Origin of the sequence: Pontibacter flavimaris (assembly GCF_001907195.1) — a bacterium.
GTDB classification, from domain to species: Bacteria; Bacteroidota; Bacteroidia; order Cytophagales; family Hymenobacteraceae; genus Pontibacter; species Pontibacter flavimaris.
In genome coordinates, this window is the sequence record NZ_LVWA01000004.1 from 475010 (window position 1) to 496841 (window position 21832).

Genomic DNA, 21832 nt, shown 5'->3' on the forward strand with positions numbered 1-21832 from the left:
AAAACAAAATGAGCAAAGCTAAAGGTCGCAGTTTCTTGTTCGACGTTTTGATGCCAAAAATCTATGGTATTGGTGCTGCCGTCGTAATTGTGGGTGCGCTGTTCAAGATCCAGCACTGGCCAGGCGCCGACTTAATGCTGATCCTTGGTCTGAGCACAGAGGCAGTTATATTTTTCCTGAGTGCGTTCCAGCCGCAGCATGCTGAGCCGGATTGGGCCAGGGTATACCCACAACTTGCTGATGATTTCGCCGGAGAGGGCCTCGTGCCTGCCACAAGCGCCGTAGCTGGTGGACCGTCCATAACTGGTAAACTCGACGAAATGATGCGTAATGCTGACATTACGCCGGAAACAATAAACCAACTTGGCCTTGGCCTTAACCGCCTGAGCGAAACTGCTGCGAGCATGGCTGACATGAGCAATGCCGCTGCCGCTACAGAGGAGTACACCACGCGTGTACGTGCTGCCGCCGGCCAGTTGGATCAGATCAACAGCGCGTACGCTACCACAGCGGATGCTATCTCCCAGATGGCGGTTTCTGCTACAGATGCAAAAGAGTACCATACGCAGATACAGGGCATGACCCGCAACCTGGGTGCTCTGAATGCAGTGTACGAGATGGAGCTTCAGGATTCCAACAACCACCTGAAGGCCATGAACAAATTCTATGGCAACCTGAGCATGGCCATGGAGAACCTTACAGACGCCAGCAAAGATACAGAACAGTTTAAGCAGGAAGTTTCTCGCCTGACGCAAAACCTACACTCTCTGAACACGGTGTATGGCAACATGCTGTCAGCCATGAAAGGCTAATTTCCAGTTTAAATAAGTTCTATCTAAAGAAAACACAGTTAATATAGTATAAAATGGCTGGAGGAAAAGAGACACCAAGGCAGAAGATGATCGGTATGATGTACCTTGTACTGACCGCACTTCTGGCCCTTAACGTGAGCTCGGCGATCCTGTTAAAGTTTCAGTTCCTGGATGAGTCTTTGCAGACTGTGAACCGAAAAACAGTAACAGATAACGCCGGGGTCGTATCGAACATACAGGCTGCCATTGCAGAAAACAAGAACCCTTCTGCCAATGACCAGCGCGTGCTGAAAACAGCACAGGAAGTACGTAATCAGACAAGCCAAATGGTTTCTTATATCCAGGATCTGCGTAAGATGCTGATTGAGAAGTCTGGAGGAATGAATGATGAAGGCACAGGATATAAGCAGCCGGAAGGCAATGATATCGTGGCCATGAACATGATTGGTGCGGCAAGCAAGAACAACGGTAAAGGATACGAGCTGGAGCAAAAGCTGAATGACTATGCCAAATTCCTGCGCCAGTACAATGAGCAGGTTCCGCAAAAGCTTGCCTTGAGTGGCAAAGAGGATCCGGTAGCACAGAATGACCCGGCGCAGAAACGTAAAGACTTCGCGCAGCTGAACTTTGAGGAGACACCCATGGTAGCTGCCCTGGCAGTTCTTTCTCAGAAAGAAGCAGAGGTTTTGAAGTATGAGGCGGATGTGCTGCAGAAACTTGCTCAGCAGGTAGGTGCCGACATCATCAAGTTTGAGAAAATTTTCGCCATGGCCCGCGCCGAGTCTAAAACGGTAGCAGCTGGTACAAAATACTCAGCTGACATGTTCATCGCTGCCTCTTCTGACAACATCACGCCTAAAATGACCTTCCAGGGTAAGCCTGTTAAAGTAGAGAACGGCATGGGTAAAGTAGAGTTCGTAGCTTCGGCCTCAAACTACGATGCTGATGGCAACTCTGAGCAGACATGGACTGGTAAGGTAACCATAAACCAGAATGGCAGAGACACTACGTTCACTGTAACGGAGAAGTACGTAGTTGCCAAGCCTGTGATCCAGGTGCAGTCTGCTTCTGTGCAGGCGCTGTACTTCCAGTGCGCTAACGAGCTGAACATTCAGGTGCCAGCGCTGGGCGCGGTATACGATCCAAGCTTTAGCGCCAATGGTGGCACGGCCATCAAAGGAGCAAAGAAAGGCGAAGTAACCATCATTCCTAGCGGTACCGAGGTAACCATCAACGTGAGCAGCGGCGGCAACGCCATCGGTTCTGAGAAATTCAAAGTGCGTCCGATCCCGAAACCAGAGCTTGTGGCACTGGTAAACGGAAAGCCGATCGATGTGAAGCGGGGCGTACCGGCCCAATCCTTCAGAGCTGTGGAAATACAGGCTGTGGCGGAAGAAGGCTTCAAACAATTATTACCTAACGAGGCACGTTATAGAGTAACCAAGTGGAGAGCCTACCTGGTGCGCGGCAACCAGCCAGTAGACCAGGGAGAGTTTAGCGGACCTACTGCCAACCTGACCAGCTTTGCGGCCAAAGCCAGCAAAGGCGACCGCGTAGTGATAGAGGTGCTGGATGTAAAGCGCCTGAACTACAAAGGCCAGGCTGTGGACGTGAACGTGGGAACACCGAACTTCCAGGTTCCTTTAAATTAACATTTAGAAGCTTACAAGGAGTATGAAATTAGTTAAAGCAATAGGTGTAGCAGCCGGTTTAATGTTGTCTGTAGGAGCCATGGCCCAGCAGGTATCAAACACTACTGAAAGCAACCCATCAGCAAGGCCTATTCCTGAGTCGGATATCCTGTTCAAGAAAACGGTATGGCGTAAAATTGACCTGCGCGAGAAGCAGAACAAGCCACTGTTCTCTGAAAACAGAGAGATCACAAAGGTGATTATAGAGGCCGTGAAAAGTGGTGAGCTTACTGCCTACAGAAGCGACTCTGTCAGCACGCCTATCACGCGTGAAGAATTCATGCAGAACCTGACCCCGAAAGAGGCAGAGGGAGGCCTGAGCGAGGAGGAACTTGCAGCTGGTTTCGGCGAAGTGGAAGAGGAGGAGGATGCCTGGGGTGAAGCCTTGGGTTCGTCTACCGGAACCACAGAAGCTGCTCCTGTAAGCAATGAGTATTTTCCGAAGCAGCTATACCTGCTGGAGCTGAAGGAGAACGTGGTGTTCGATAAAAAGCGTTCGCGCATGTACCACGATATCCAGACCATCAGCATTAAAGTGCCGTCTACGCTAAACCCACTGGGTTTTGAGCAGAATGTGGCAAGCTTTAAGATGAGCGACCTGGTGACACTGTTCCGCAATAACCCGGAGACAGCTATCTGGTACAACGCACAGAATGATGCACAGCACAAGAACCTGGCTGACGCATTTGACCTCTGGCTGTTCAGCTCCTACATCACCAAGATCTCCAATCCAGGCGACCAAAACCTGGCCTCGATCTACGGTGGTGGCAAAAAAGGCCTGCTAGCTGCACAAGATGCACTGGAAGCACTCATAGAATATGAGTATAGCCTGTGGAGCTACTAAGCAATACAGCATCAAGCAATATAAAAGGAGACTCAAATGAGTCTCCTTTTTCTTTTTATACTTGGTAAGAGAAAGTAAAAGTATACTTTGGACAAAGCCGGAAGTATGGTTTATACTTGCTTGCCCTCTACCGGAGCGTGCAGATGGGCATAAAGTATAGCCGCCTTGGCTTTACCGATTTCTGCCGAAAGCTCATCCAAGGTTAAATCCCGCAGCTTTTTAACGGATCTATACTTTTGCAGCAGGGCATCTGCCGTAGAAGGGCCGATGCCCTTGATATCCGTAAGTTCCGTCTTAAGCGTTCCGGCGTCGCGCTTGCTGCGGTGGAAGGTGATGGCAAAACGGTGGGCCTCGTTGCGCAGGCGCTGGATGAGCTTCAATGACTCTGACTTCTTATCGATGTAGAGCGGGAGGCTGTCGCCGGGGTAAAAAATCTCCTCCAAACGCTTCGCGATACCGACTACAGCCACTTGACCGTAGATGCCCAGATCGCGCAGCGCCTTCACAGCCATACCAAGCTGGCCTTTGCCCCCATCGATTACGATAAGCTGTGGCAGGGGCTGGTTCTCATCCAGCAGGCGGCGGTAGCGGCGGGTCACAATCTCATACATTGAGGCAAAATCGTCGGGGCCTACCACGGTTTTGATGTTGAAGTGGCGGTAATCCTTCTTACTGGGCTTGCCATTCTTAAAGCAAACCATAGAGGCCACGGGGTTGTCGCCCTGAAAGTTGGAGTTGTCGAAGCACTCAATCTGACGGGGCAACTCCGTGAGGCGCAGGTCTTTTTTCAATGTCTCCAGCACGCGCAGCTCCCGCTGCCCGCTCAGCTCCTTGTTCTTTTCCTGCCGCCCTTCCCGCTCCTTGCGCAAGTATAAAGCGTTCTTCAGCGACAGGCTCAGGAGCTTCTTCTTATCCCCGATCTGTGGGTAGGTCACCGTAATGTTATCTAGCGGAAGCTGCAGCTCAATGTTCGAGATCACTTCGCGCGAGGTGCTCTCGAACTCCTGCCGCAGCTGCACCACCACAGAGGCAAGTATGTCGGCGTCGTCCTCATCCAGCTTTTTCTCCAGCTCCAGCGACTGTGTAAGTATGATGGAGCCGTTCATCACCTTCAGGTAGTTGATAAAGGCGCACTGCTCGTTGCTGGTGATGGAGAAAACATCAATGTTGGTCAGGGTGTTGCTTACCACCGTGGACTTGGCCTGGAAATCCTCCAGCATATCCAGCTTCGTCTTATACTTGTGGGCAAGCTCGAACTGGTACTCCGCGGCGGCGGCGGCCATGTGCTCCTTAAAGTATGATTTGGCTACCGAGAGGTTGCCCGAAAGTATGTTCTTGATCTGAGCAATGTTGGCGTTATACTCCGTTTCATCCATCAGAGCCTCGCAGGGGCCTTTGCAGTTGCCGATGTGGTATTCCAGGCATACTTTAAACTTGCCTGCGGCGATGTTCTCCGGAGAGAGGTTATAGGTGCAGGTGCGCAGCGGGTAAAGCGTCCGGATCAAATCCAGGACCACGTACATGGCCGTGCCGCTCGGGTAAGGGCCAAAGTAGCGCGAGCCATCATTTTTTTTATTGCGGGTAGTGATAACACGCGGGAAGCGCTCGTTCAGAATGCAGATATAGGGGTACGTCTTGCCATCCTTCAGCAGGATGTTATACTTGGGCTGGTACTGCTTGATGAGGTTGTTCTCCAGCAGAAAGGCGTCGGCCTCCGTGTCTACAATAGTAAACTCGATGTCCCTGATCTGCGAGACGAGCTTGAGGGTCTTCTTATTATGTTGGGTAGAGCGGTTGAAATAGGAGCTGACGCGTTTCCGGATATCAACCGCTTTGCCCACATAGATAATGCCCTGCTCGTCGAAGAACTTGTAGATGCCGGGTTTGTGCGGCAGGTGCGCTATTTTCTCCTTCAGCTTCTCGTTCGCTGGCATATGGATAGGAATTAGATCTCTGCGTCCAGGTCAATCTCGGTTGGTATGTTCAGGAACTCGTCTTGCTGCGCCGAGTCAATTTGAACGCCACGATTATACTTTTCACAATCTAATTCTACCGATAAAGGCATAGAAGGTTTAGGGAAAGGCTCTTTTGACACATCCAGCGATTTATCGTTGTACACTTTTTGCATGAAGGAGCCGTAGATCGGCATGGCCAGCCTGCCGCCCTGCCCCAGCGCAATCGTGCGGAAGTGGATAGAGCGGTCTTCGCCACCAACCCAGGTGCCGGCCACCAGGTCAGGGGTGATGCCCATAAACCAGGCGTCGGAGTAGTTCTGGCTGGTACCGGTCTTAGCGCCCATCTCATTCTTCAGGCCATTGCGGAAGCGCAGGCCATAGTAGGCAGTACCGCCCGGCTCAGCCGCCGCTTTCAGCATGTGCACCATCGTATAGGCAGTTTCCTCACTAAGGGCCTCCACCGTTTTGGGAACAAACTCCGCCACAACGTTGCCATGCTTGTCCTCGATGCGGGTGATGTAGTTGGGCTGCACCCAGGTTCCGCCGTTCACGAAGGTACCGTAGGCGCCTACCATGTCAAACAAGGTCACATCGCTGGTACCCAGCACCAAGGCAGGCGTTTCGTCCAGCTTGGTGGTGATGCCCATGCGGCGGGCAGTCTGGGCCACGGCCGGAGCCCCCAGTTTATTCACCAGGAAGGCAGAGATAGAGTTCACAGACTCGGCCAGTGCCTTGCGCAAGGTATACTTCTCGCCACTGAACTTGTTGTTGGCGTTATTCGGGCACCACATCTTGCCGTCCGGCAGCGGGATGCAGTTTTCCGTGTCCAGCACCTCGTAGCAAGGCGGGTAGCCGTTCTCGATAGCTGTCGTGTACAGGAACGGCTTGAAGGTGGAGCCCGGCTGGCGCGCTGCCTGCCTCACGTGGTCATACTTAAAGTGCTTGTAGTTGATGCCGCCCACCCAGGCCTTGATATGCCCCGTCTGCGGCTCCATGGCCATAAAACCAGTCTGCAGGAAATGCTTGTAGTACTTGAGTGAGTCCATCGGGCTCATCTCCACCTGCTTTTCGCCATCCCAGGTAAAGATGGTCATCGGTACTTTCTTGTTGAGGTAGTAGTTGATGGAGTCCGTGTCCTCCCCGAAGCGGGCTTTCAGTCGGCGGTAACGGTCGGTGCGCTTGATGGCCATCTCAGGGAACCCTTTGAGCTCGCGCATATTCTCATCCACCCAGGGGTTGCGGCCCTTCCAGTGCTCAAAGAAGACTTTCTGGCGGTCTTTCATGTGCTCCGCCACAGCCTCCTCGGCATACTTCTGCATGCGGGAGTCGATGGTAGTGAAGATTCGGAGGCCGTCGGCGTAGAGGTCGTAGCCGTTCTCGCGGCACCACTGCAGCAGGTCTTTGCTCACCTCGGTGCGGAAGTAAGGGGCCATGCCGATGTTGTGGCTCTCCACCCGGTAATCAAGCACGATGTCCTCTTCCTTCAGTTGATTAAACTCCGCATCGGTCATAAAGCCATACTTGACCATCTGAGCCAAAACAGTGTTGCGGCGTTGCTTGGAGTTCTCAGGTTCAAACTTTGGGCTAAAATTAGAAGGAGCTTTCAGCAGGCCCACCAGCACTGCCGACTCCTGCACCTTTAGCTCCTCCGGCTTTTTATTGAAGAAGGTCTTGGCCGCTACCTTGATACCAAAGGCATTGGAGCCGAAATCCACCGTGTTCAGGTACATCGTCAGGATCTCGCGCTTGGTATAAGAGCGCTCCAGCTTCACGGCCATAATCCACTCCTTTGTCTTCAGAATGAGCATGCGCAAGCCTGTTATATCGTTCAACAGGCCGTTGTTCAGTTCGTCACTTCGCGTATCGAACAGGTTTTTGGCCACTTGCTGGGTTAAGGTACTGCCGCCGCCCTTGCGATCGCCGGTGATGATGCCTGCCGCCACACGCACCATCGACTGCGGGTCGATGCCGGCGTGATCCTCAAAGCGGATGTCCTCAGTGGCAACAAGGGCGTTGATCAGGTTATCCGGCAGTTCCTCATACTCCACCGGTGTGCGGTTCTCGCGGAAATACTTGCCCAGCAACTGGTTATCGGCAGAGTAAAGCTCCGAGGCAACCTCACTCTTCGGGTTCTCGAGCGTGCGCAGGTCGGGCATTTCCCCGAACAAATTCAGGAAGTTGATGCTTACCGCGTAGATATAAAGTATGAAAGCCGCGAAGCCACCGATAAACAGCAGCCACAGCACCGATACAACTTTTGGGTAAAAGGATCTTTTGGGAGTAAGGGTCTTTTGACGCGTAGTCATGGAATTAATTATTGTCTTTGAAGAAGGTCAGGTAAACGTCGGGGTCCTTCCGCTGTATGAATTTCCGGTAATTGGCAGAAGAGATAACAAAGGTAATGAAATCTACGCCTCTAATTCTACCTACCGGCGCCTGCGGAGCCTTTTGTTTGATGTTATAGGAGGATGCCAACTGCGGATCTTTAAAGGAGCGGGCCACGAGCATGGTTTTGCCGCCCCCGAAGTCCAGCGTGTCCAGGGTTAGTTCCTCTTTTTTATAGTACATGTTGTTATACTTCTCATACTTCTGCGCCATGTCCGCAAAGGCCTTGGCATCGCTTGGATAGATCAGCACAAAATAAAAGGCCGAGTCGGGTGCTGCAGAATAGGCCATTGGGTCTGCCGCCGGATCTGCCAGTAAGGAATCCATGGCCGCCTGCTGCTCCTCTTCCTGCTGCGCCAGCGTGTCTGCAGCGGCTGTTGCCGGCTGCATGGTGTCTGCCGGTTGCGGCGTGGCTACAGGAGGTAAAACCGGGGTGGCCCTGGCGGCCGATGCAGTTGCCTGTGCAATTTCTGTGCTAACTTTCTGCTCCGGTGTCAATGCAGGCGCTTTTTCTTTGGGCTTCGGGGGGGCAGGAGCCTCGGCACGCAACTGGTTCTTCTGCTCCAACTCCTGGTAAGTGGCCAGCAGCTTGTCGGCCTGTTTCACCAGCGGGCTGCCCTTGTGCTCTCTTTTAAAACGGTTCAACTTGTCGCGCAGCACCTCCGGCTTCTCGGTGCGGGCGGCCACCATGGCATCCAAAAACATCACCTTGTCCTGAATATCGTTGAAGGGGTACTGCGCCGTGATACTGCGGAGCTGCTCCACGGCCAGTTTATACTCCTGCGCCTCATAATGCGCGTACGCCGAGTCGTAGAGGGCATGCACCTTGATGTTCTCCGCCGCGGTTTTGGCCATAAAGCCTTCGTCGTCGAGGAGGCGGGCGTAGGTGGTGTTCGGGAACTGCTGCTTTATCTTGGTATAGTAGGCCTGCTGCTGCTCCTGGTTGCCGGCGCGGCCATAGAGCAAGTATAAACTATAGTAAGCTTCGGCGGCGTGCGATGTCTGCGGGAACCGTTGCAGCAACTGCTCATAAGTGGCGATCGCCTCCTGTGGTGCCTGCAGGTTCTGGGCGTAGATGACTGCCAGGCGGAAAAGCGCCTCCTCCACCATCCGTTCGGACTGCTGCAGCGCGGCAATGGTCAGCGGCAGGTTCTGCTGGTAGGCCTCTACCTGGGCCTGCATGCGCACTTCAGGGCTTACTTCCGCTTCGGGCTCCGTTATAGGTTCAGGCGCCTGGGCCACTGGTGCCGGCTGTTCTCCGGCTTCGCCCCGGGTACGGGTGCGCCAAAAGTCCTGGTTGGGCCGGTCGCCCCAGCGGCGGGTAAACTCGGCGCGGGCCGTGGCCATGGCTGAGGGGTTGTCGAAATACCACACACCACCGGCATCACTGGTGCCGAAGGTTTCGTTGCTGTTGTTGCGGGACGGATTGCGGCGGCTCTCCTGCTCCTGGCGCTGCACCTGCTCCTGTTGTTGCGCCAGGGCGGCCACTCTTTCCTCCTCCTCGCGCTGCACCAGCTGTTGCAGAAATGCCATGCGCTCCGCCTCCGGTAATTTAGCGATGCGCTGCAGGCTGTCCTGCATCTGGATGGTGGTGTACTGCCGGGCAAAGTCAGCCAGGATATCGCGGCGCTCTGCCACCGCCTCGTACTGTATGGCCTGCTGCGGGTACACCTGCACGGCGCTGTCGTAGTAAGCGGCGGCTAACTCATACTTGTTCAGGTTCTCAAAATAGATCTCGCCGGCCAGCACGTAACTATAGGCTTTCTGGTTTGGCAGGTTCCCCGGCGTGCGCAGCGACTGGTTCAGGTATTCCAACGCCTTGTCGTAGTGCTGCTGGCGCAGTGCGAACCGCGCCATCTCATAGTATATTTTGTCACGGTACTCCTTATTCTTCTCGTCCTTCAGGAGCTTCTGGTAGTAGCCTTCTATCCGCTCGATGTCGTTGTTATCGGCCAGCTCGGTTACCTGCCCCAGGTTCAGGCGGCTGAAGAAGCCCAGGTCGTAGGGCGGGTTGTTGCGCAGCACCTTGCTGTACTGCTTGTCGGCCTCCTTGTTCTGGCCCGTCAGCTGGTAGAGTTGCCCCAACGTATAGCGCACCCGCGACTCCGCGTCCTTCTCCTCGAAGTTGGGCAGCGATAGCGCCAGGTTCTCGATCACCTGGGCTGTGTCGCCCTGCAGGCGGTGGTATTGGGCGCGGGTTAAGTATAGCTCGCGGGCATTGGCCTTGTTCAGGCGCTCCTTGCGCAGAAACTCCGATACTTGCTGGGCGTTTTCCATCTCACCAAGTATAATAAAGGAGCGCATCAGCCATACCAGCGCCTCGTGCCGCTCGTCTTTGCCCTTGCCGTTGGCGTTGACATACTTAAAGGTGCGCACCGCCTCCTCAAAGTTCAGTTCGTAAAAGTTGGCCTGGCCAATCAGCACGTAGCTGTTGTCTACCCACTTGCTGTTGGAGTGGTACTGTATCGGGAAAGAGGCTTTCTTCTTGATGTCCTCCAGGTCGGCGGCCAGGGCTGTGGCGGTAGCGGTGTCGAGGGGCGGGAAGATGGGGAGTACCTGGCTGTAGTCGTACACGGTCTGCTGCTGCAACTGCTCCTCCAGCAGGCGCATCTTCTCCTTGGCCAGAAAATACCCGTTGTAGCGGGCGGTGGTATTGTGGTAGGTTTTGCTGAGCGGATTGTTGCGCTCGGCGGAGCATGCCGCCAGCAACAGCCCGGCAAGTATAAATAATATGTGCAGCGGTTTCTTATTCAAGGCGATGGTGTGCAGCAGGTTTGGGTGCTCCTTATAAGATATAAAGTATAAACGTTTTCGCGGCGGCTAAAAGTATAGCCTGGCTTGCCGTAACAGCGTGGCAGCAACCCTCCTCAAGTTATTACGTTCAGGGCTGTCTACAAAAATACAATAATCATCGGATAGTTAAGCATATAGCCCGTTTGAAGCCAGCTATTGAACTATACAAAAATCCAAATGGTTTCAGGCGAGGTATACTTTGCCGATGTTGTACTGCCTAGGCGTATAAGCCCGTAAAAAGGAGTAACTTTGCAAAAGCGGAAGCACATGGAAAACGATCCGGAAAAAGAGCAGAAGCCTGCGCAGCGCGTGCAGGAAAGTATGAAGCCGTACGTGAAGTACTCAGGCCTGGCGTTTCAGATGATCGGGGCGCTGGTGCTGGCCGCCTTTGCCGGCCAGTGGCTGGATGACAAGGTGGGCAACGACAAGCCCTGGTTTACCATCGGCCTGCTGCTGACGGCCGTTATCGCCACCATGGTCCTGACCATCTTATCCATCAACAAAAAATAACCCCGCGTGAAGTTTGTTCGAAACCTGGCCATACTGACGGCCATACTTTGTGTGATAACAGGCGTGCTGCTGCAGTTTACAGGCTATACCCTGCTGCACAGGTATATATGGTACATACTCGCCTTTTTCGTCTTTATCACCGGTTTTACCTACTACCTCACGCAGTTGGGGCATAAAAACGACCCTGAAAACTTCCAGGTGTACTATTTCGCCTCCATGGGGTTCCGGGTGGTGCTGAGCCTTGGGGTGGTGGCCCTCTACATATGGTTCTTCCGGGAGGGCAGGTTGCAGTTCGTTTTCAACTTCTTTGCGTTATATTTCCTGTTTACCGGGTTTGAAATTTACAGTTTGTTGGCTAACTTGCGCCCGCATTTGAGAGGGCAGGATTAACGGTAGGTTCTGCTTGTAATATATTGCTTCTAAATCATTCTTAATGAAGAGGTTATTCGTTCTATTGTTTTCTTTCCTTACGCTGAACGCTTTTGCTGAGGCACCTGCGGAGGGCGGCGAGTTTGAGCCAGGCGCTATGATCACGCACCACATCGCGGATGATTATATATGGCATTTTGCAGACGGTGCGGTGGTGTACCTGCCCGTTATACTGGTAGACAATGGTGAGTTTAAGGTGTTCTCTTCTCACAACTTCTACAACGAGGACCACGAGACAGTGCCTTACGACGGGTACGCGCTGGACCATGGGCGCATTTATAAATTAGATGCCAACGGGGAGCCCATAGTTCATGAGGGGTTTGCTTCTTGGTTTGATCCATCTTTGATTGACCTGTCTATTACAAAAAATGTGGCTTCTATGCTTTTAAGCGTGGTGCTACTGCTGGTGATCTTCTCCGTGATCGCGGGCCGCTACAAAAGCAACCCGAAAGCAGCTCCTTCTGGCATACAGTCCTTCTTCGAGCCGATCGTTGTCTTTATACGTGATGAAATTGCAAAAGCGAACATTGGTCCGAAGTATCAGCGCTACATGCCGTACCTGCTCACCGTGTTCTTCTTTATCTGGTTTAACAACCTGCTGGGCCTGATGCCGGGCGGCGCTAACCTGACCGGTAACATTGCTGTGACAATGGTGTTGGCGCTCCTTACGCTGTTCATTACCTTATTTAGCAGTAACAAAGGTTATTGGAAGCATATTTTTGCAACGCCTGGAGTTCCTGCGTGGCTTGCTCCGATAATGATTCCTGTTGAGTTAATGGGTATTATAACAAAGCCTATCTCATTGATGATTCGTCTTTTCGCCAACATCACGGCGGGTCACATCATCATCCTGTCACTGTTTAGCTTGATCTTTATTTTTGAGAGTTTAGCAGTGTCTCCGCTAAGCGTGGCTTTCTCTATCTTCATGATGTTCCTGGAGCTGTTTGTGGCCCTGCTGCAGGCCTATATCTTCACGCTGCTCTCTGCCATGTACTTTGGCGGTGCGGTAGAAGAACATGACCACGTGGATGACATGGGCTTCGGCGACGGAACCCATCATTAATCAGAATTTTATTTTTTTAACTATATATAACTATAACTATGTTGTTAGCAATTCTGCTTCAAGCTGTTTCTGAAGGCGCTGGTCTTGGTATCATGGGTGCCGGTATCGGTGCAGGTCTGGTTGCCCTTGGCGCTGGTCTTGGTATCGGTCGTATCGGTGGCTCAGCTATGGAATCTATTGCCCGTCAGCCAGAGGCTGGTGGCAAAATCCAGACTGCCATGATCATTTCTGCCGCTCTGATCGAGGGTGTAAGCCTGTTCGGTGTGGTAGTGTGTCTTCTGATCGCTATTGCTTAATTACTTTTTCTGAAAGTAACAAGCTAACATTATCTGATCTCACGTCTGGGCGCATGGCCCAGACGATGAGGTCAAACTTATAGTTCTGATATAGTTAAGTAGCGGCCAAAATGGCCGTTTTATAAGAACCTAATATTCAACTTACATAAACGATGGAATTAGTAACCCCTGGTATTGGTCTGATTTTCTGGCAGTTGGTAGTGTTCCTGCTCGTGCTGTTCCTGCTCGGTAAGTTTGCGTGGAAGCCGATCATGAGTGCCCTGCATGAGCGCGAGGCCTCGATCGAGAACGCCCTGAGCGCGGCGGAGAAAGCGAAGCTGGAGATGCAGGCGCTGAAAGCTGATAACGAGAAGCTGTTGGCAGAGGCCCGTATGGAGCGCGACAAGATTTTGAATGAGGCGACAGAGGCTGCCAACAACATTGTGGAGACCTCCAAGCAGAAGGCAAACGAAGAGGGTGCCCGCATGATCGCCCAGGCCCGTGAGGCCATCGAGAACGAGAAGCGTGCCGCCATCACGGAGGTGAAGAACATGGCTGCCTCTCTGTCGCTGGAGATCGCTGAGCAGATCCTGAGAAGAGAGCTGAGCGACAAGACGGCACAACAGGCGCTGGCGCAGGACTACATCCGTGAAGTAACGCTTAACTAACAAAGTATACACGCGGCTGCCCCGGCAGTGCCGCTACATTATAAACAAGCACTATGTCAGATATTAGAGTTGCTTCCAGGTACGCGAAGTCGCTGATTGAGCTGGCTGCGGAGAAAAACGTGCTCGAGCAGGTACACGCAGACATGCAACTGTTCTCGCAGGTCGTTTCCCAGAACCGCGATTTCAGGCTGCTGCTGCAAAACCCGGTCGTAAAGTCAGATAAGAAGCTGGCGATCATCAACGCGGTGTTTAAAGGCAAGGTGAACGAGATGACGCTCGCCTTCTTTATCCTGGTAGCGCGCAAAAACCGGGAAGCCATACTGGATGCCGTGGCAACCGCCTTTCAGGACCAGTACCGCGTGCTGCAGGGCATTCAGAGCGCCGAGGTGGTTTCTGCCGTGCCGCTTACACCTGCCCTGCGCGATGAGCTTGGCCAGAAACTGGTAGCCCAGACAGGCAAGCGCATTGAGCTGGTAGAACGCGTGGACCCCTCTTTGATCGGAGGGTTTGTACTGCGTGTAGGAGATAAACAAATCGACAACTCTGTGAGGAACAGTCTTCGCAAGTTGAAGAATCAATTTAAAGACAACCCATACATTAATAAACTATAATCATGGCAGAAGTAAGACCTGACGAAGTATCAGCCATATTAAGAGAACAGCTGTCTAACTTCCGTACCGAGGCGGAACTGGAAGAAGTAGGCACTGTCCTGCAAGTGGGTGACGGTGTCGCTCGAATCTATGGCCTTTCCAAGGCTCAGTCTGGTGAGCTTTTAGAGTTCGAGAACGGCCTGCAGGCACTTGTTCTGAACCTGGAGGAGGACAACGTGGGTGCCGTATTGCTCGGCGACTACAGCGAGATTAAAGAGGGCGCCACCGTAAGAAGAACAAATCGCATTGCTTCCATCCAGGTAGGCGACGGCATTATTGGGCGCGTGGTGAATACACTGGGTCTGCCGATAGACGGTAAAGGTCCGATTTCCGGTGAACTGTACGAAATGCCCCTGGAGCGTAAGGCGCCGGGCGTTATCTTCCGTCAGCCGGTAAACGAGCCCATGCAAACGGGCATCAAGGCGATCGACTCCATGATTCCGATCGGCCGTGGCCAGCGTGAACTGATCATCGGTGACCGCCAGACAGGAAAGACAGCGGTTGCGATCGACACGATCCTGAACCAGCGTGAGTTCTACGAAAGAGGCGAGCCCGTTTTCTGTATTTACGTAGCCGTTGGCCAGAAAGCCTCTACGGTAGCCCAGGTGGTGAAGGCCCTGCAAGAGGGTGGTGCCATGGACTATACGGTAGTGGTAGCTGCTTCTGCCGCTGACCCTGCTCCCATGCAGTTCTTCGCGCCGTTTACAGGTGCTGCCATCGGGGAGTTCTTCCGTGATACCGGCCGTCCTGCACTGGTAGTATATGACGACCTTTCCAAGCAGGCGGTGGCTTACCGTGAGGTGTCCCTGCTGCTGCGCCGTCCGCCAGGGCGTGAGGCTTACCCAGGTGACGTATTCTACCTGCACTCCCGCTTGCTGGAGCGTGCTGCGAAGATCAACGCATCGGATGAGATTGCTCAGAACATGAACGACCTGCCGGACTCTATCAGACACCTGGTGAAAGGCGGTGGTTCTTTGACGGCCCTTCCGATCATCGAGACGCAGGCTGGTGACGTTTCTGCCTATATCCCAACGAACGTGATCTCGATCACGGACGGACAGATCTTCCTGGAGACAAACCTGTTCAACGCTGGTATCCGCCCAGCCATCAACGTGGGTATCTCGGTATCGCGTGTGGGTGGTTCTGCGCAGATCAAATCAATGAAGAAAGTAGCCGGTACCCTGAAGCTGGACCAGGCGCAGTTCCGTGAACTGGAGGCTTTCGCGAAATTCGGCTCCGACCTGGATGCCGCTACGAAGCTGACAATTGAGCGTGGTCGCCGCAACCTGGAGATTCTGAAGCAGGCGCAGTACTCGCCGGTAGCGGTAGAGGAGCAGGTAGCCACTATCTACGCTGCCACAAACGGCCTGCTGGACAACGTTCCGGTAACGGAGGTGAGAAACTTTGAGAAGGATTTCCTGCGCACGCTGCGTGCCCAGCATGCAGACGTGCTGAAAGCGCTGAGAGCTGGCAAGCTGGATGACGAGACAACTGGCGTTATCAAGCAGGTGGCGAAGGAAACTTCTGCTAAGTACAACAAATAGACGTTAAGTAACGAGGCTGGGGTTGGAGGCGATGCGCCTCTAACCTTTGGCTTTTGCTCATAGCATAAATATATGGCAAGTTTAAAAGAGGTTAGAGGCCGCATTACGTCGATTTCGTCGACGCAGCAAATTACCAAAGCCATGAAAATGGTGTCGGCTGCTAAATTACGGCGTGCCCAGGACAACATACTGCGGATGCGCCCTTACGCACAGCGCCTGAGCGGCATCCTGACGAACCTGTCGTCTATGGCCGAGGGATCGGTAACGAACCCCTATGCGGAAAAGCGCGACGTGGTAAACACTGTGCTGATCATTGCGGTAACCTCTGACCGTGGTCTGGCGGGTGCCTTTAACTCCAACATTGTAAAAGGCGTGACGGCGCTGGTAACCGGCAAGTATAAAAGCCAGTTCGAAGCCGGTAACGTAACCATCTTGGCTATTGGCCGCAAGGGACTGGATGCCTTCCGCAAGAGAGGCTACAATGTGATAGGGGACTACAGCAACGTTTTCGCCACCCTGTCCTTCGACGCGGTGCGTACTGCCGCGGAGCGTGCCATGGCTGGCTTTGTGGCCGGGGAGTTCGACCAGGTAGACTTAGTGTATAACGAGTTTAAGAACGTGGCAACCCAGATCGTGCGCCAGGAGCAGTTCCTGCCTATTGAGGAGAAACCGGCTGAGCAGGCAGACGCGGAGATGGCGCTGATCGATTATACGTTCGAGCCATCGAAGGAGCAGATCGTGGAGGAGCTGATCCCCAAATCGCTGAAGATCCAGGTTTACAAGGCGGTGCTGGAGTCCAATGCTTCGGAGCACGGTGCCCGTATGACGGCCATGGACAAGGCGACGGAAAACGCCGGGGAGCTTCTGAAGCAGCTGAAACTGACGTATAACAGGACGAGGCAGGCTGCCATCACGAAGGAAATTCTTGAGATTGTTGGTGGTGCAGAGGCCTTAGCTTCAAAATAAGCAAGAACAAAAGAGTTCAGGAGCAGCGCCCACCGGTACAAGTGGGCGCTGCTTATTTTTAATGGGCCTTGGAATACATCCGTTATCAAACTATAAAATAAGCGTTGCGACGCAGAACGGGGCGCAATAGTAAAGTGTACTTACTATATTTGTAGAAATCGAACTATAGTAGAATGAGATACAACCAGTTATTGACGTCACTGGGATGGGCAAAAGCTACGGTAGCCGCTGTGCTGCTGCTAAGCGCCTGTACCGGAACTACACCCAACGCGCCCGTCGCATCCAGCAAGAACGGGAATTTGAATGCAGTGGAAGCCCCGATGCAGCGGCCAAAGCTGGTGGTAGGCATTGTGGTGGACCAGATGCGCTACGATTACCTGTACCGTTACTGGAGCAAGTATGGCAACGACGGCTTCAAGAAGATGCTGTCGCAGGGCTTTAACTTCAAGAACACACAGTATAGCTACGTGCCGACCTATACCGGTCCCGGCCATGCCTCCATCTACACAGGAAGCGTGCCGGCGATTAATGGGATAATCGGCAATAACTGGTACGATCGGAATCAGAAGAAAGACGTTTACTGCGTTGAGGACACTACCGTGCAAACCGTGGGTAGCAGCTCCAACGCGGGCTTAATGTCGCCGGCTAACCTGAGGACCACTACCATTACCGATGAGCTCCGCCTGGCCACAAACAAGCAGTCCAAAGTGGTGGGTGTGGCCCTGAAAGACAGGGGATCCATACTTCCGGCCGGTCACCTGGCCAATGGTGCCTACTGGTTCGACTCGCAGAGCGGCAACTGGATCACGAGTACGTATTACCACGAGCAGCTCCCGCAGTGGGTGCAGGAGTTTAACAACCGCAAGCTGGCGGACCAGTACCTGAGCCAGCCCTGGGAAACACTCTTGCCTATAGAGGAGTATACCGAGAGCACCGCCGATGACATGCCATGGGAAAGAGCGCTGAAAGGCGAGAAGAAGCCGGTGTTCCCGCACAATGTCCCTGCCATCAGAGGGAAGGACTTTGACCTGATCCGTTCAGTGCCTGCCGGCAACACCATTACCAAGGATTTTGCCCTGGCCGCCCTGAGAGGGGAGGAATTGGGGAAAGATGAAGTGACAGACTTCCTGACCGTAAGCTTCTCTACGCCGGATTATGTTGGGCACTCCTTCGGGCCAAACTCGATAGAGGCACAGGACGTGTTTCTGCGCCTGGACCGCGAGATGGCGGAACTGATCAGCACCATAGAAAACGAGGTAGGGAAGGGTGAGGTACTTTTCTTCCTGACAGCCGACCACGGCGCCGCACACGTGCCTGCCTTCCTGCAGGAGATGAAAGTACCGGCAGGAGTGGGGTCATCTGCCGCCGTGCGTGACTCCGTGGATGCCTACCTGGATAAAACCTATGGCAAGGCCGATTGGGTGGAGCGCTACATGAACCAGCAGATCTACCTGAACAGAGCCGTCATCGAAAGCAAACAGCTGGATATGGCAGACGTGCAGCAGCGGGTGGCAAACCACGTACTGCGCATTGATGGCGTGATGCGCGCTGTGGCGGCCACTACCCTGCAGAGTAGCAACTGGGGCACCGGCATGATGGCCCGCGTGGAGAACGGCTACAACCCGAAGCGCTCCGGCGACGTGGTGCTGCTGCTGGAGCCAGGCTGGTTCGAGGGGTACGGCAAAGAGCCGAAAGGCACCACGCATGGCTCCCAGGCCAACTACGACACCCACGTGCCGCTGATATGGTACGGCTGGGAAGTAGAGGCAGGCGAGAGCGGTGCGCAGGCGGAGGTGGCAGACATTGCGGCCACGCTGGCAGCCTGGCTATACATTCAGGAGCCGAACGGAAGCGTGGGCAAGCCTTTGCAAGAATACATGAAATAAAACCATAGCGCCTGAAGAAGAGAACATGATTGACGGCGCCCTTAAAATTAATGTTGAATATGGAGAATACAGAGGACAAGAACAATCCCTGGCATAGTGTAAGCTACGGCGACGCATCGCCGGAAGTGGTAACGGCTATCATTGAGATCCCGAAGGGATCGAAGGCGAAGTATGAGTTGGATAAGGAGAGCGGTATGCTGAAGCTGGACCGTGTGCTTTTCTCATCGGTGAACTACCCCGCCAACTATGGCTTTATCCCCCAGACCTACTGCGACGACAAAGACCCGCTGGATATACTGGTGATCTGCTCGATCGACGTGCAGCCCATGTGCCTGATCGACGCCAAGGTGATCGGGGTGATGCAGATGATCGATAACAACGAGGAGGACGACAAGATCATTGCCGTGGCCTACAACGACATGTCGGTGCGCCACATCAACGATATTTCGGAGCTGCCGCCGCACACGCTGCTGGAGATGCGCCGCTTCTTCGAGGATTACAAGAAGTTGGAGAACAAGGAGGTGATCGTGGAGCAGTTCCTCGGTCGTGAGCATGCCTACAGGATCATCCAGGAGAGCATAGAGCTTTACAACACTACCTTTGGCGAGCCCTCCAGAAAAGAGCAAACGCTTTAACCCTATTACTTTTCCTGTGAAAGCCTGGCCTGGGGTAACCCGAGCCGGGCTTTTGTTTTTCAGGTAGTACCGGAGCAAAGTATAAAGCGCCTCCTCAGAGCCGTAGCAAAACGTGTTTGATTCGCGGGGGATTTGTTGCGTACTTGCAGAGTAGATGAACGTGAACAGAGACATCGGCATAAGAGAGGCGGAGCGCCATCCAAACAGGCTGCTGGAGGCGCTGCTGTACAGCAGTGTCTTTATCTCGCTGTGCGGCTTCGCGCTTACCGTGGAAACCTACCTGCTGGCGGGGCTGCCGGTGTCGTGGGCGATGGCGCTGTTTGTGTTCCTGGCCACCCTGTTCACCTACAACCTCAGCAGCGTGCAAAGTATACTCCGCAGGCCAAACCAAAGTATAAACAGGCGCGACACCGTCTGGAGCCAGCGATACAAAAAAGAACTGGCGGTGCTGGGCCTATTAAGTATAGCCGTGGCGGCGGGGGTATACTTTTGGTCCGGTCTGCGGATAGATTTGTGGTTTGTGCTGCACCTGGCGGTGATCTCGGTGGGCTACACGGTGCCGATGCTCTACAAGCGGCGGCGGGTAAAGCCGCTGCGCAGTGTGCCGCTGCTGAAGGTGTTTTTGATCGCTTATGTGTGGGCGGTGGTAACGGCCATGTTCCCGTTGCTGGACGGGGGGATGGACGTATGGCAGCCGGAGACCCTGTGGCTGTTTCTGCGACGCTTCCTGTTTATACTTGCCCTCGCCCTGCTCTTCGATATCCGCGACTATACGTACGACCTCGATACCAAAACCCTTACTTTCCCGGGGTGGATAGGCGTGCGCAGGACCAAGCTGCTGTCGCTGGGGCTGCTGCTGCTGTACATAGGGGTGGTGCTGGCAAGCGGGGAGCGTGGAATCATACTTTGGGCGCTCCTGGTCAGTGCCATAGGGGCGGCCGTTATAGTATGGCGCTCTGCCGAGAACCGGCCGCGGGTATACTTTGCTATACTGGCCGATGGCGCCATGCTGCTGCACGCGGGGCTGGTGCTGCTGGCTACGGCAGTGGCTGGGTAAGGTGCAGAAAAGCACTGGGCAGAGAATCTATCACATCAGAGGCCGTCATGCTGATCTCGCCTATAGTTTGCAAGGCCAGGTCGGCGGCCAAACCATGCACAAACACGCCAATCCGGCAGGCCTCTTCCAACGTATACTGCTGCCCCACCAGCGCCGTGATGATACCCGTCAGCACATCGCCGGTGCCGCCGGTGGCCAGGCCGGGGTTGCCCGTGGTGTTAAAGTATACTTTGCCCTCCGGCGTGCCCACCGCGGTGTGGCTGCCTTTCAGAATCACGTAACAGCCGTACTCCAGGCAGAACTCGCGCAGGTGCTGCAGCCGGTCATAGTCGTTCTTCACCTTGCCCACCAGCCGCTCAAACTCCTTGGGGTGCGGCGTGAAAATAAGCTTCCTTTTGTAGAGTTGCCCCTTCAGCTTCTCGCTGGATGCAATCAGGTTAATGGCGTCCGCATCTATAACGATGGGAAACGAAGCCGTGGCCAGCAGCTGACCGATGGTCGTTTTAGTGACACGCTCTGTGCCGATACCCGGACCGATGCCGATCACGCTGTACTTCTCCATCTCCTGCGGCAGCTCCGAAAGGTGCTTGCGGTTCTTGTCGGTCAGGGTCATGGCCTCGGGTACGGCCGTCTGAAGTATAGGATAGCCTGCCTGCGGCACCTGCACCGTTAACAGGCCAATGCCACTGCGCAGGCAGGCACGGGCGGCCAGCACGGCAGCCCCTATTTTGCCGTAGCCCCCGCAAAGCAGCAGCGCATGCCCGTAGGTGCCCTTGTGCGAGAATTTACGGCGGGGTTTCAGCAGTTGCTGTACATCCTCCTGCTGGGTACAGTATAAATCAGACTTTACCTCCGCGATAAACTGTTGGCTCAGCCCGATAGGCACCACGTGCCACTCGCCCACGTATGGTTCGTGCTGGGGCAGCAGAAAAGCCAGCTTGGGCAGCTCAAAACTGATCGTATAACTTGCCCGGATCACAGCCCCTTCGTCAGGTGTCTGGCTGTCGGCGTAGAGGCCGGAGGGGATGTCGATTGCGGTGATGGTGGCGCCGCTGCTGTTCAGTTTCTCGATCACCTGGCCATACAAACCAGTAACCGCCCTGTTCAGCCCGGTGCCGAAAAGGGCGTCGATTACACAAGCATCGCTGTTAAACTCAGGTATGGCGCTCTCCTGTTCCACGTGGATGGGGGAGAGCGCCTGCGGCAGGCGTTTCAGGTTCACGTTAAAGTCATCCGAGGCCTTGGAGATATCGCCTACTAAGTATGGCTGCACCTTATACTTCCGCTCGTGCAGCAGGCGCGCCACAGCAAGCCCATCGCCGCCGTTGTTGCCGGGGCCGCAGAAAATATGCACCTCCGCGCCCGGCTGAAACTTATTCTCAAACCAGCCGGTAAAGGCTTTCGCTGCCCGCTCCATCAGGTCGGTGGAGGAGATGCCTTCTTCACGGATCGTGTAGGCGTCGGCTTCGCGGGTTTGGGCGGCAGTGAGGATTTTCATGTGGAACAGCGGTGTTGGGTACGTCTACTTATACTTTGTGGCGGTGCTTCGGTTGCGGGTGTTGCGGTTGGTTTTACCGGCTCCATACTTTACCGGGCGCATACATCCCCACCTGTAAAAAAGCAGCGGCTGTGGCACAAAAAATATTAAAACGCCGTTTATTAGCTATTG

The 21832-nt window shown here is 54.1% G+C and carries 18 protein-coding genes; 14 read left to right on the top strand and 4 right to left on the bottom strand.

From position 1 onward, the window contains the following. Window positions 1-8: 8 nt before the first annotated feature. From porL to porN, 3 genes are read left to right on the top strand one after another with little or no spacing between them, the layout of a single operon-like run. The gene (porL, locus tag A3841_RS06995) at window positions 9-812 is read left to right on the top strand and encodes a type IX secretion system motor protein PorL/GldL (protein WP_073851585.1); all 804 of its coding nucleotides are present in this window, start codon (window positions 9-11) and stop codon (window positions 810-812) included. Window positions 813-865: 53 nt separating this feature from the next. After that, window positions 866-2464, top strand: a complete 1599-nt coding sequence (porM, locus tag A3841_RS07000) for a type IX secretion system motor protein PorM/GldM (RefSeq protein WP_073851586.1) — start codon at window positions 866-868, stop codon at window positions 2462-2464. A 22-nt stretch (window positions 2465-2486) separates the two neighbouring features. Then, entirely contained in the window at window positions 2487-3347 is an 861-nt protein-coding gene (porN, locus tag A3841_RS07005; RefSeq protein WP_073851587.1) for a type IX secretion system ring subunit PorN/GldN, read from the top strand. 110 nt (window positions 3348-3457) lie between these two features. Here the strand turns inward: porN and uvrC are convergent, their stop codons facing one another. Genes uvrC through porW form a run of 3 tightly spaced genes read right to left on the bottom strand, consistent with a single transcriptional unit; the run spans window position 3458 to window position 10441 of the window. Continuing rightward, window positions 3458-5281, bottom strand: coding sequence for an excinuclease ABC subunit UvrC (uvrC, locus tag A3841_RS07010; RefSeq protein ID WP_073851588.1), 1824 nt, complete (start codon window positions 5279-5281; stop codon window positions 3458-3460). A gap of 11 nt (window positions 5282-5292) precedes the next feature. Beyond that, the gene (locus A3841_RS07015; protein WP_073851589.1) at window positions 5293-7608 is read right to left on the bottom strand and encodes a penicillin-binding protein 1A; all 2316 of its coding nucleotides are present in this window, start codon (window positions 7606-7608) and stop codon (window positions 5293-5295) included. 4 nt (window positions 7609-7612) lie between these two features. Beyond that, window positions 7613-10441 carry a type IX secretion system periplasmic lipoprotein PorW/SprE gene (gene porW / locus A3841_RS07020; protein ID WP_235861318.1) on the bottom strand — a complete coding sequence of 943 codons (2829 nt, stop codon included), beginning with the start codon at window positions 10439-10441 and terminating at the stop codon, window positions 7613-7615. Between the two features lie 306 nt (window positions 10442-10747). On the opposite strand from porW, the gene A3841_RS07025 reads away from it, so the two are divergent. The 11 genes from A3841_RS07025 to A3841_RS07075 all read left to right on the top strand — a co-directional run bounded on the left by A3841_RS07025 (window position 10748) and on the right by A3841_RS07075 (window position 20163). Further along, window positions 10748-10990 (top strand): AtpZ/AtpI family protein, encoded by a 243-nt coding sequence (locus tag A3841_RS07025; RefSeq protein WP_073851884.1) that lies wholly within the window; start codon window positions 10748-10750, stop codon window positions 10988-10990. Window positions 10991-10996: 6 nt separating this feature from the next. Continuing rightward, a complete protein-coding gene (locus A3841_RS07030; protein WP_073851591.1) occupies window positions 10997-11380 on the top strand; it encodes a hypothetical protein in 384 nt (127 codons plus the stop codon). A gap of 43 nt (window positions 11381-11423) precedes the next feature. Beyond that, window positions 11424-12482 carry a F0F1 ATP synthase subunit A gene (gene atpB, locus A3841_RS07035; protein ID WP_073851592.1) on the top strand — a complete coding sequence of 353 codons (1059 nt, stop codon included), beginning with the start codon at window positions 11424-11426 and terminating at the stop codon, window positions 12480-12482. A 38-nt stretch (window positions 12483-12520) separates the two neighbouring features. Then, entirely contained in the window at window positions 12521-12778 is a 258-nt protein-coding gene (gene atpE / locus A3841_RS07040; RefSeq protein WP_073851593.1) for an ATP synthase F0 subunit C, read from the top strand. Between the two features lie 152 nt (window positions 12779-12930). Next, window positions 12931-13425: a F0F1 ATP synthase subunit B gene (locus tag A3841_RS07045; protein WP_073851594.1), complete on the top strand. Its 495-nt coding sequence runs from the start codon at window positions 12931-12933 to the stop codon at window positions 13423-13425. 53 nt (window positions 13426-13478) lie between these two features. Then, on the top strand, window positions 13479-14036 hold the full coding sequence (gene atpH / locus A3841_RS07050) for an ATP synthase F1 subunit delta (RefSeq protein WP_073851595.1): 558 nt from the start codon (window positions 13479-13481) through the stop codon (window positions 14034-14036). 2 nt (window positions 14037-14038) lie between these two features. Beyond that, entirely contained in the window at window positions 14039-15619 is a 1581-nt protein-coding gene (gene atpA, locus A3841_RS07055; protein ID WP_073851596.1) for a F0F1 ATP synthase subunit alpha, read from the top strand. A gap of 72 nt (window positions 15620-15691) precedes the next feature. Further along, a complete protein-coding gene (gene atpG, locus A3841_RS07060) occupies window positions 15692-16585 on the top strand; it encodes an ATP synthase F1 subunit gamma (RefSeq protein ID WP_073851597.1) in 894 nt (297 codons plus the stop codon). A gap of 173 nt (window positions 16586-16758) precedes the next feature. Beyond that, window positions 16759-18471 carry an alkaline phosphatase PafA gene (gene pafA, locus A3841_RS07065; protein WP_073851598.1) on the top strand — a complete coding sequence of 571 codons (1713 nt, stop codon included), beginning with the start codon at window positions 16759-16761 and terminating at the stop codon, window positions 18469-18471. A gap of 59 nt (window positions 18472-18530) precedes the next feature. Continuing rightward, window positions 18531-19106, top strand: coding sequence for an inorganic diphosphatase (locus tag A3841_RS07070; protein ID WP_073851599.1), 576 nt, complete (start codon window positions 18531-18533; stop codon window positions 19104-19106). 154 nt (window positions 19107-19260) lie between these two features. Continuing rightward, on the top strand, window positions 19261-20163 hold the full coding sequence (locus tag A3841_RS07075; protein WP_073851600.1) for a UbiA prenyltransferase family protein: 903 nt from the start codon (window positions 19261-19263) through the stop codon (window positions 20161-20163). Here A3841_RS07075 and A3841_RS07080 read toward each other — a convergent pair. Then, window positions 20144-21661, bottom strand: a complete 1518-nt coding sequence (locus A3841_RS07080) for a bifunctional ADP-dependent NAD(P)H-hydrate dehydratase/NAD(P)H-hydrate epimerase (protein WP_073851601.1) — start codon at window positions 21659-21661, stop codon at window positions 20144-20146. The two genes, A3841_RS07075 and A3841_RS07080, sit on opposite strands and share 20 nt — an antisense overlap. Between the last annotated feature and the right edge of the window lie 171 nt (window positions 21662-21832).

Bases quoted from the DNA above. Each gene is read 5' to 3' on its own strand.
- porL (WP_073851585.1), top strand. From the start codon at position 9: ATGAGCAAAGCTAAAGGTCGCAGTTTCTTGTTCGACGTTTTGATGCCA.
- porM (WP_073851586.1), top strand. From the start codon at position 866: ATGGCTGGAGGAAAAGAGACACCAAGGCAGAAGATGATCGGTATGATG.
- porN (WP_073851587.1), top strand. From the start codon at position 2,487: ATGAAATTAGTTAAAGCAATAGGTGTAGCAGCCGGTTTAATGTTGTCT.
- uvrC (WP_073851588.1), bottom strand. From the start codon at position 5,281: ATGCCAGCGAACGAGAAGCTGAAGGAGAAAATAGCGCACCTGCCGCAC.
- A3841_RS07015 (WP_073851589.1), bottom strand. From the start codon at position 7,608: ATGACTACGCGTCAAAAGACCCTTACTCCCAAAAGATCCTTTTACCCA.
- A3841_RS07025 (WP_073851884.1), top strand. From the start codon at position 10,748: ATGGAAAACGATCCGGAAAAAGAGCAGAAGCCTGCGCAGCGCGTGCAG.
- atpB (WP_073851592.1), top strand. From the start codon at position 11,424: ATGAAGAGGTTATTCGTTCTATTGTTTTCTTTCCTTACGCTGAACGCT.
- atpE (WP_073851593.1), top strand. From the start codon at position 12,521: ATGTTGTTAGCAATTCTGCTTCAAGCTGTTTCTGAAGGCGCTGGTCTT.
- A3841_RS07045 (WP_073851594.1), top strand. From the start codon at position 12,931: ATGGAATTAGTAACCCCTGGTATTGGTCTGATTTTCTGGCAGTTGGTA.
- atpH (WP_073851595.1), top strand. From the start codon at position 13,479: ATGTCAGATATTAGAGTTGCTTCCAGGTACGCGAAGTCGCTGATTGAG.
- atpA (WP_073851596.1), top strand. From the start codon at position 14,039: ATGGCAGAAGTAAGACCTGACGAAGTATCAGCCATATTAAGAGAACAG.
- atpG (WP_073851597.1), top strand. From the start codon at position 15,692: ATGGCAAGTTTAAAAGAGGTTAGAGGCCGCATTACGTCGATTTCGTCG.
- pafA (WP_073851598.1), top strand. From the start codon at position 16,759: ATGAGATACAACCAGTTATTGACGTCACTGGGATGGGCAAAAGCTACG.
- A3841_RS07070 (WP_073851599.1), top strand. From the start codon at position 18,531: ATGGAGAATACAGAGGACAAGAACAATCCCTGGCATAGTGTAAGCTAC.
- A3841_RS07075 (WP_073851600.1), top strand. From the start codon at position 19,261: ATGAACGTGAACAGAGACATCGGCATAAGAGAGGCGGAGCGCCATCCA.
- A3841_RS07080 (WP_073851601.1), bottom strand. From the start codon at position 21,661: ATGAAAATCCTCACTGCCGCCCAAACCCGCGAAGCCGACGCCTACACG.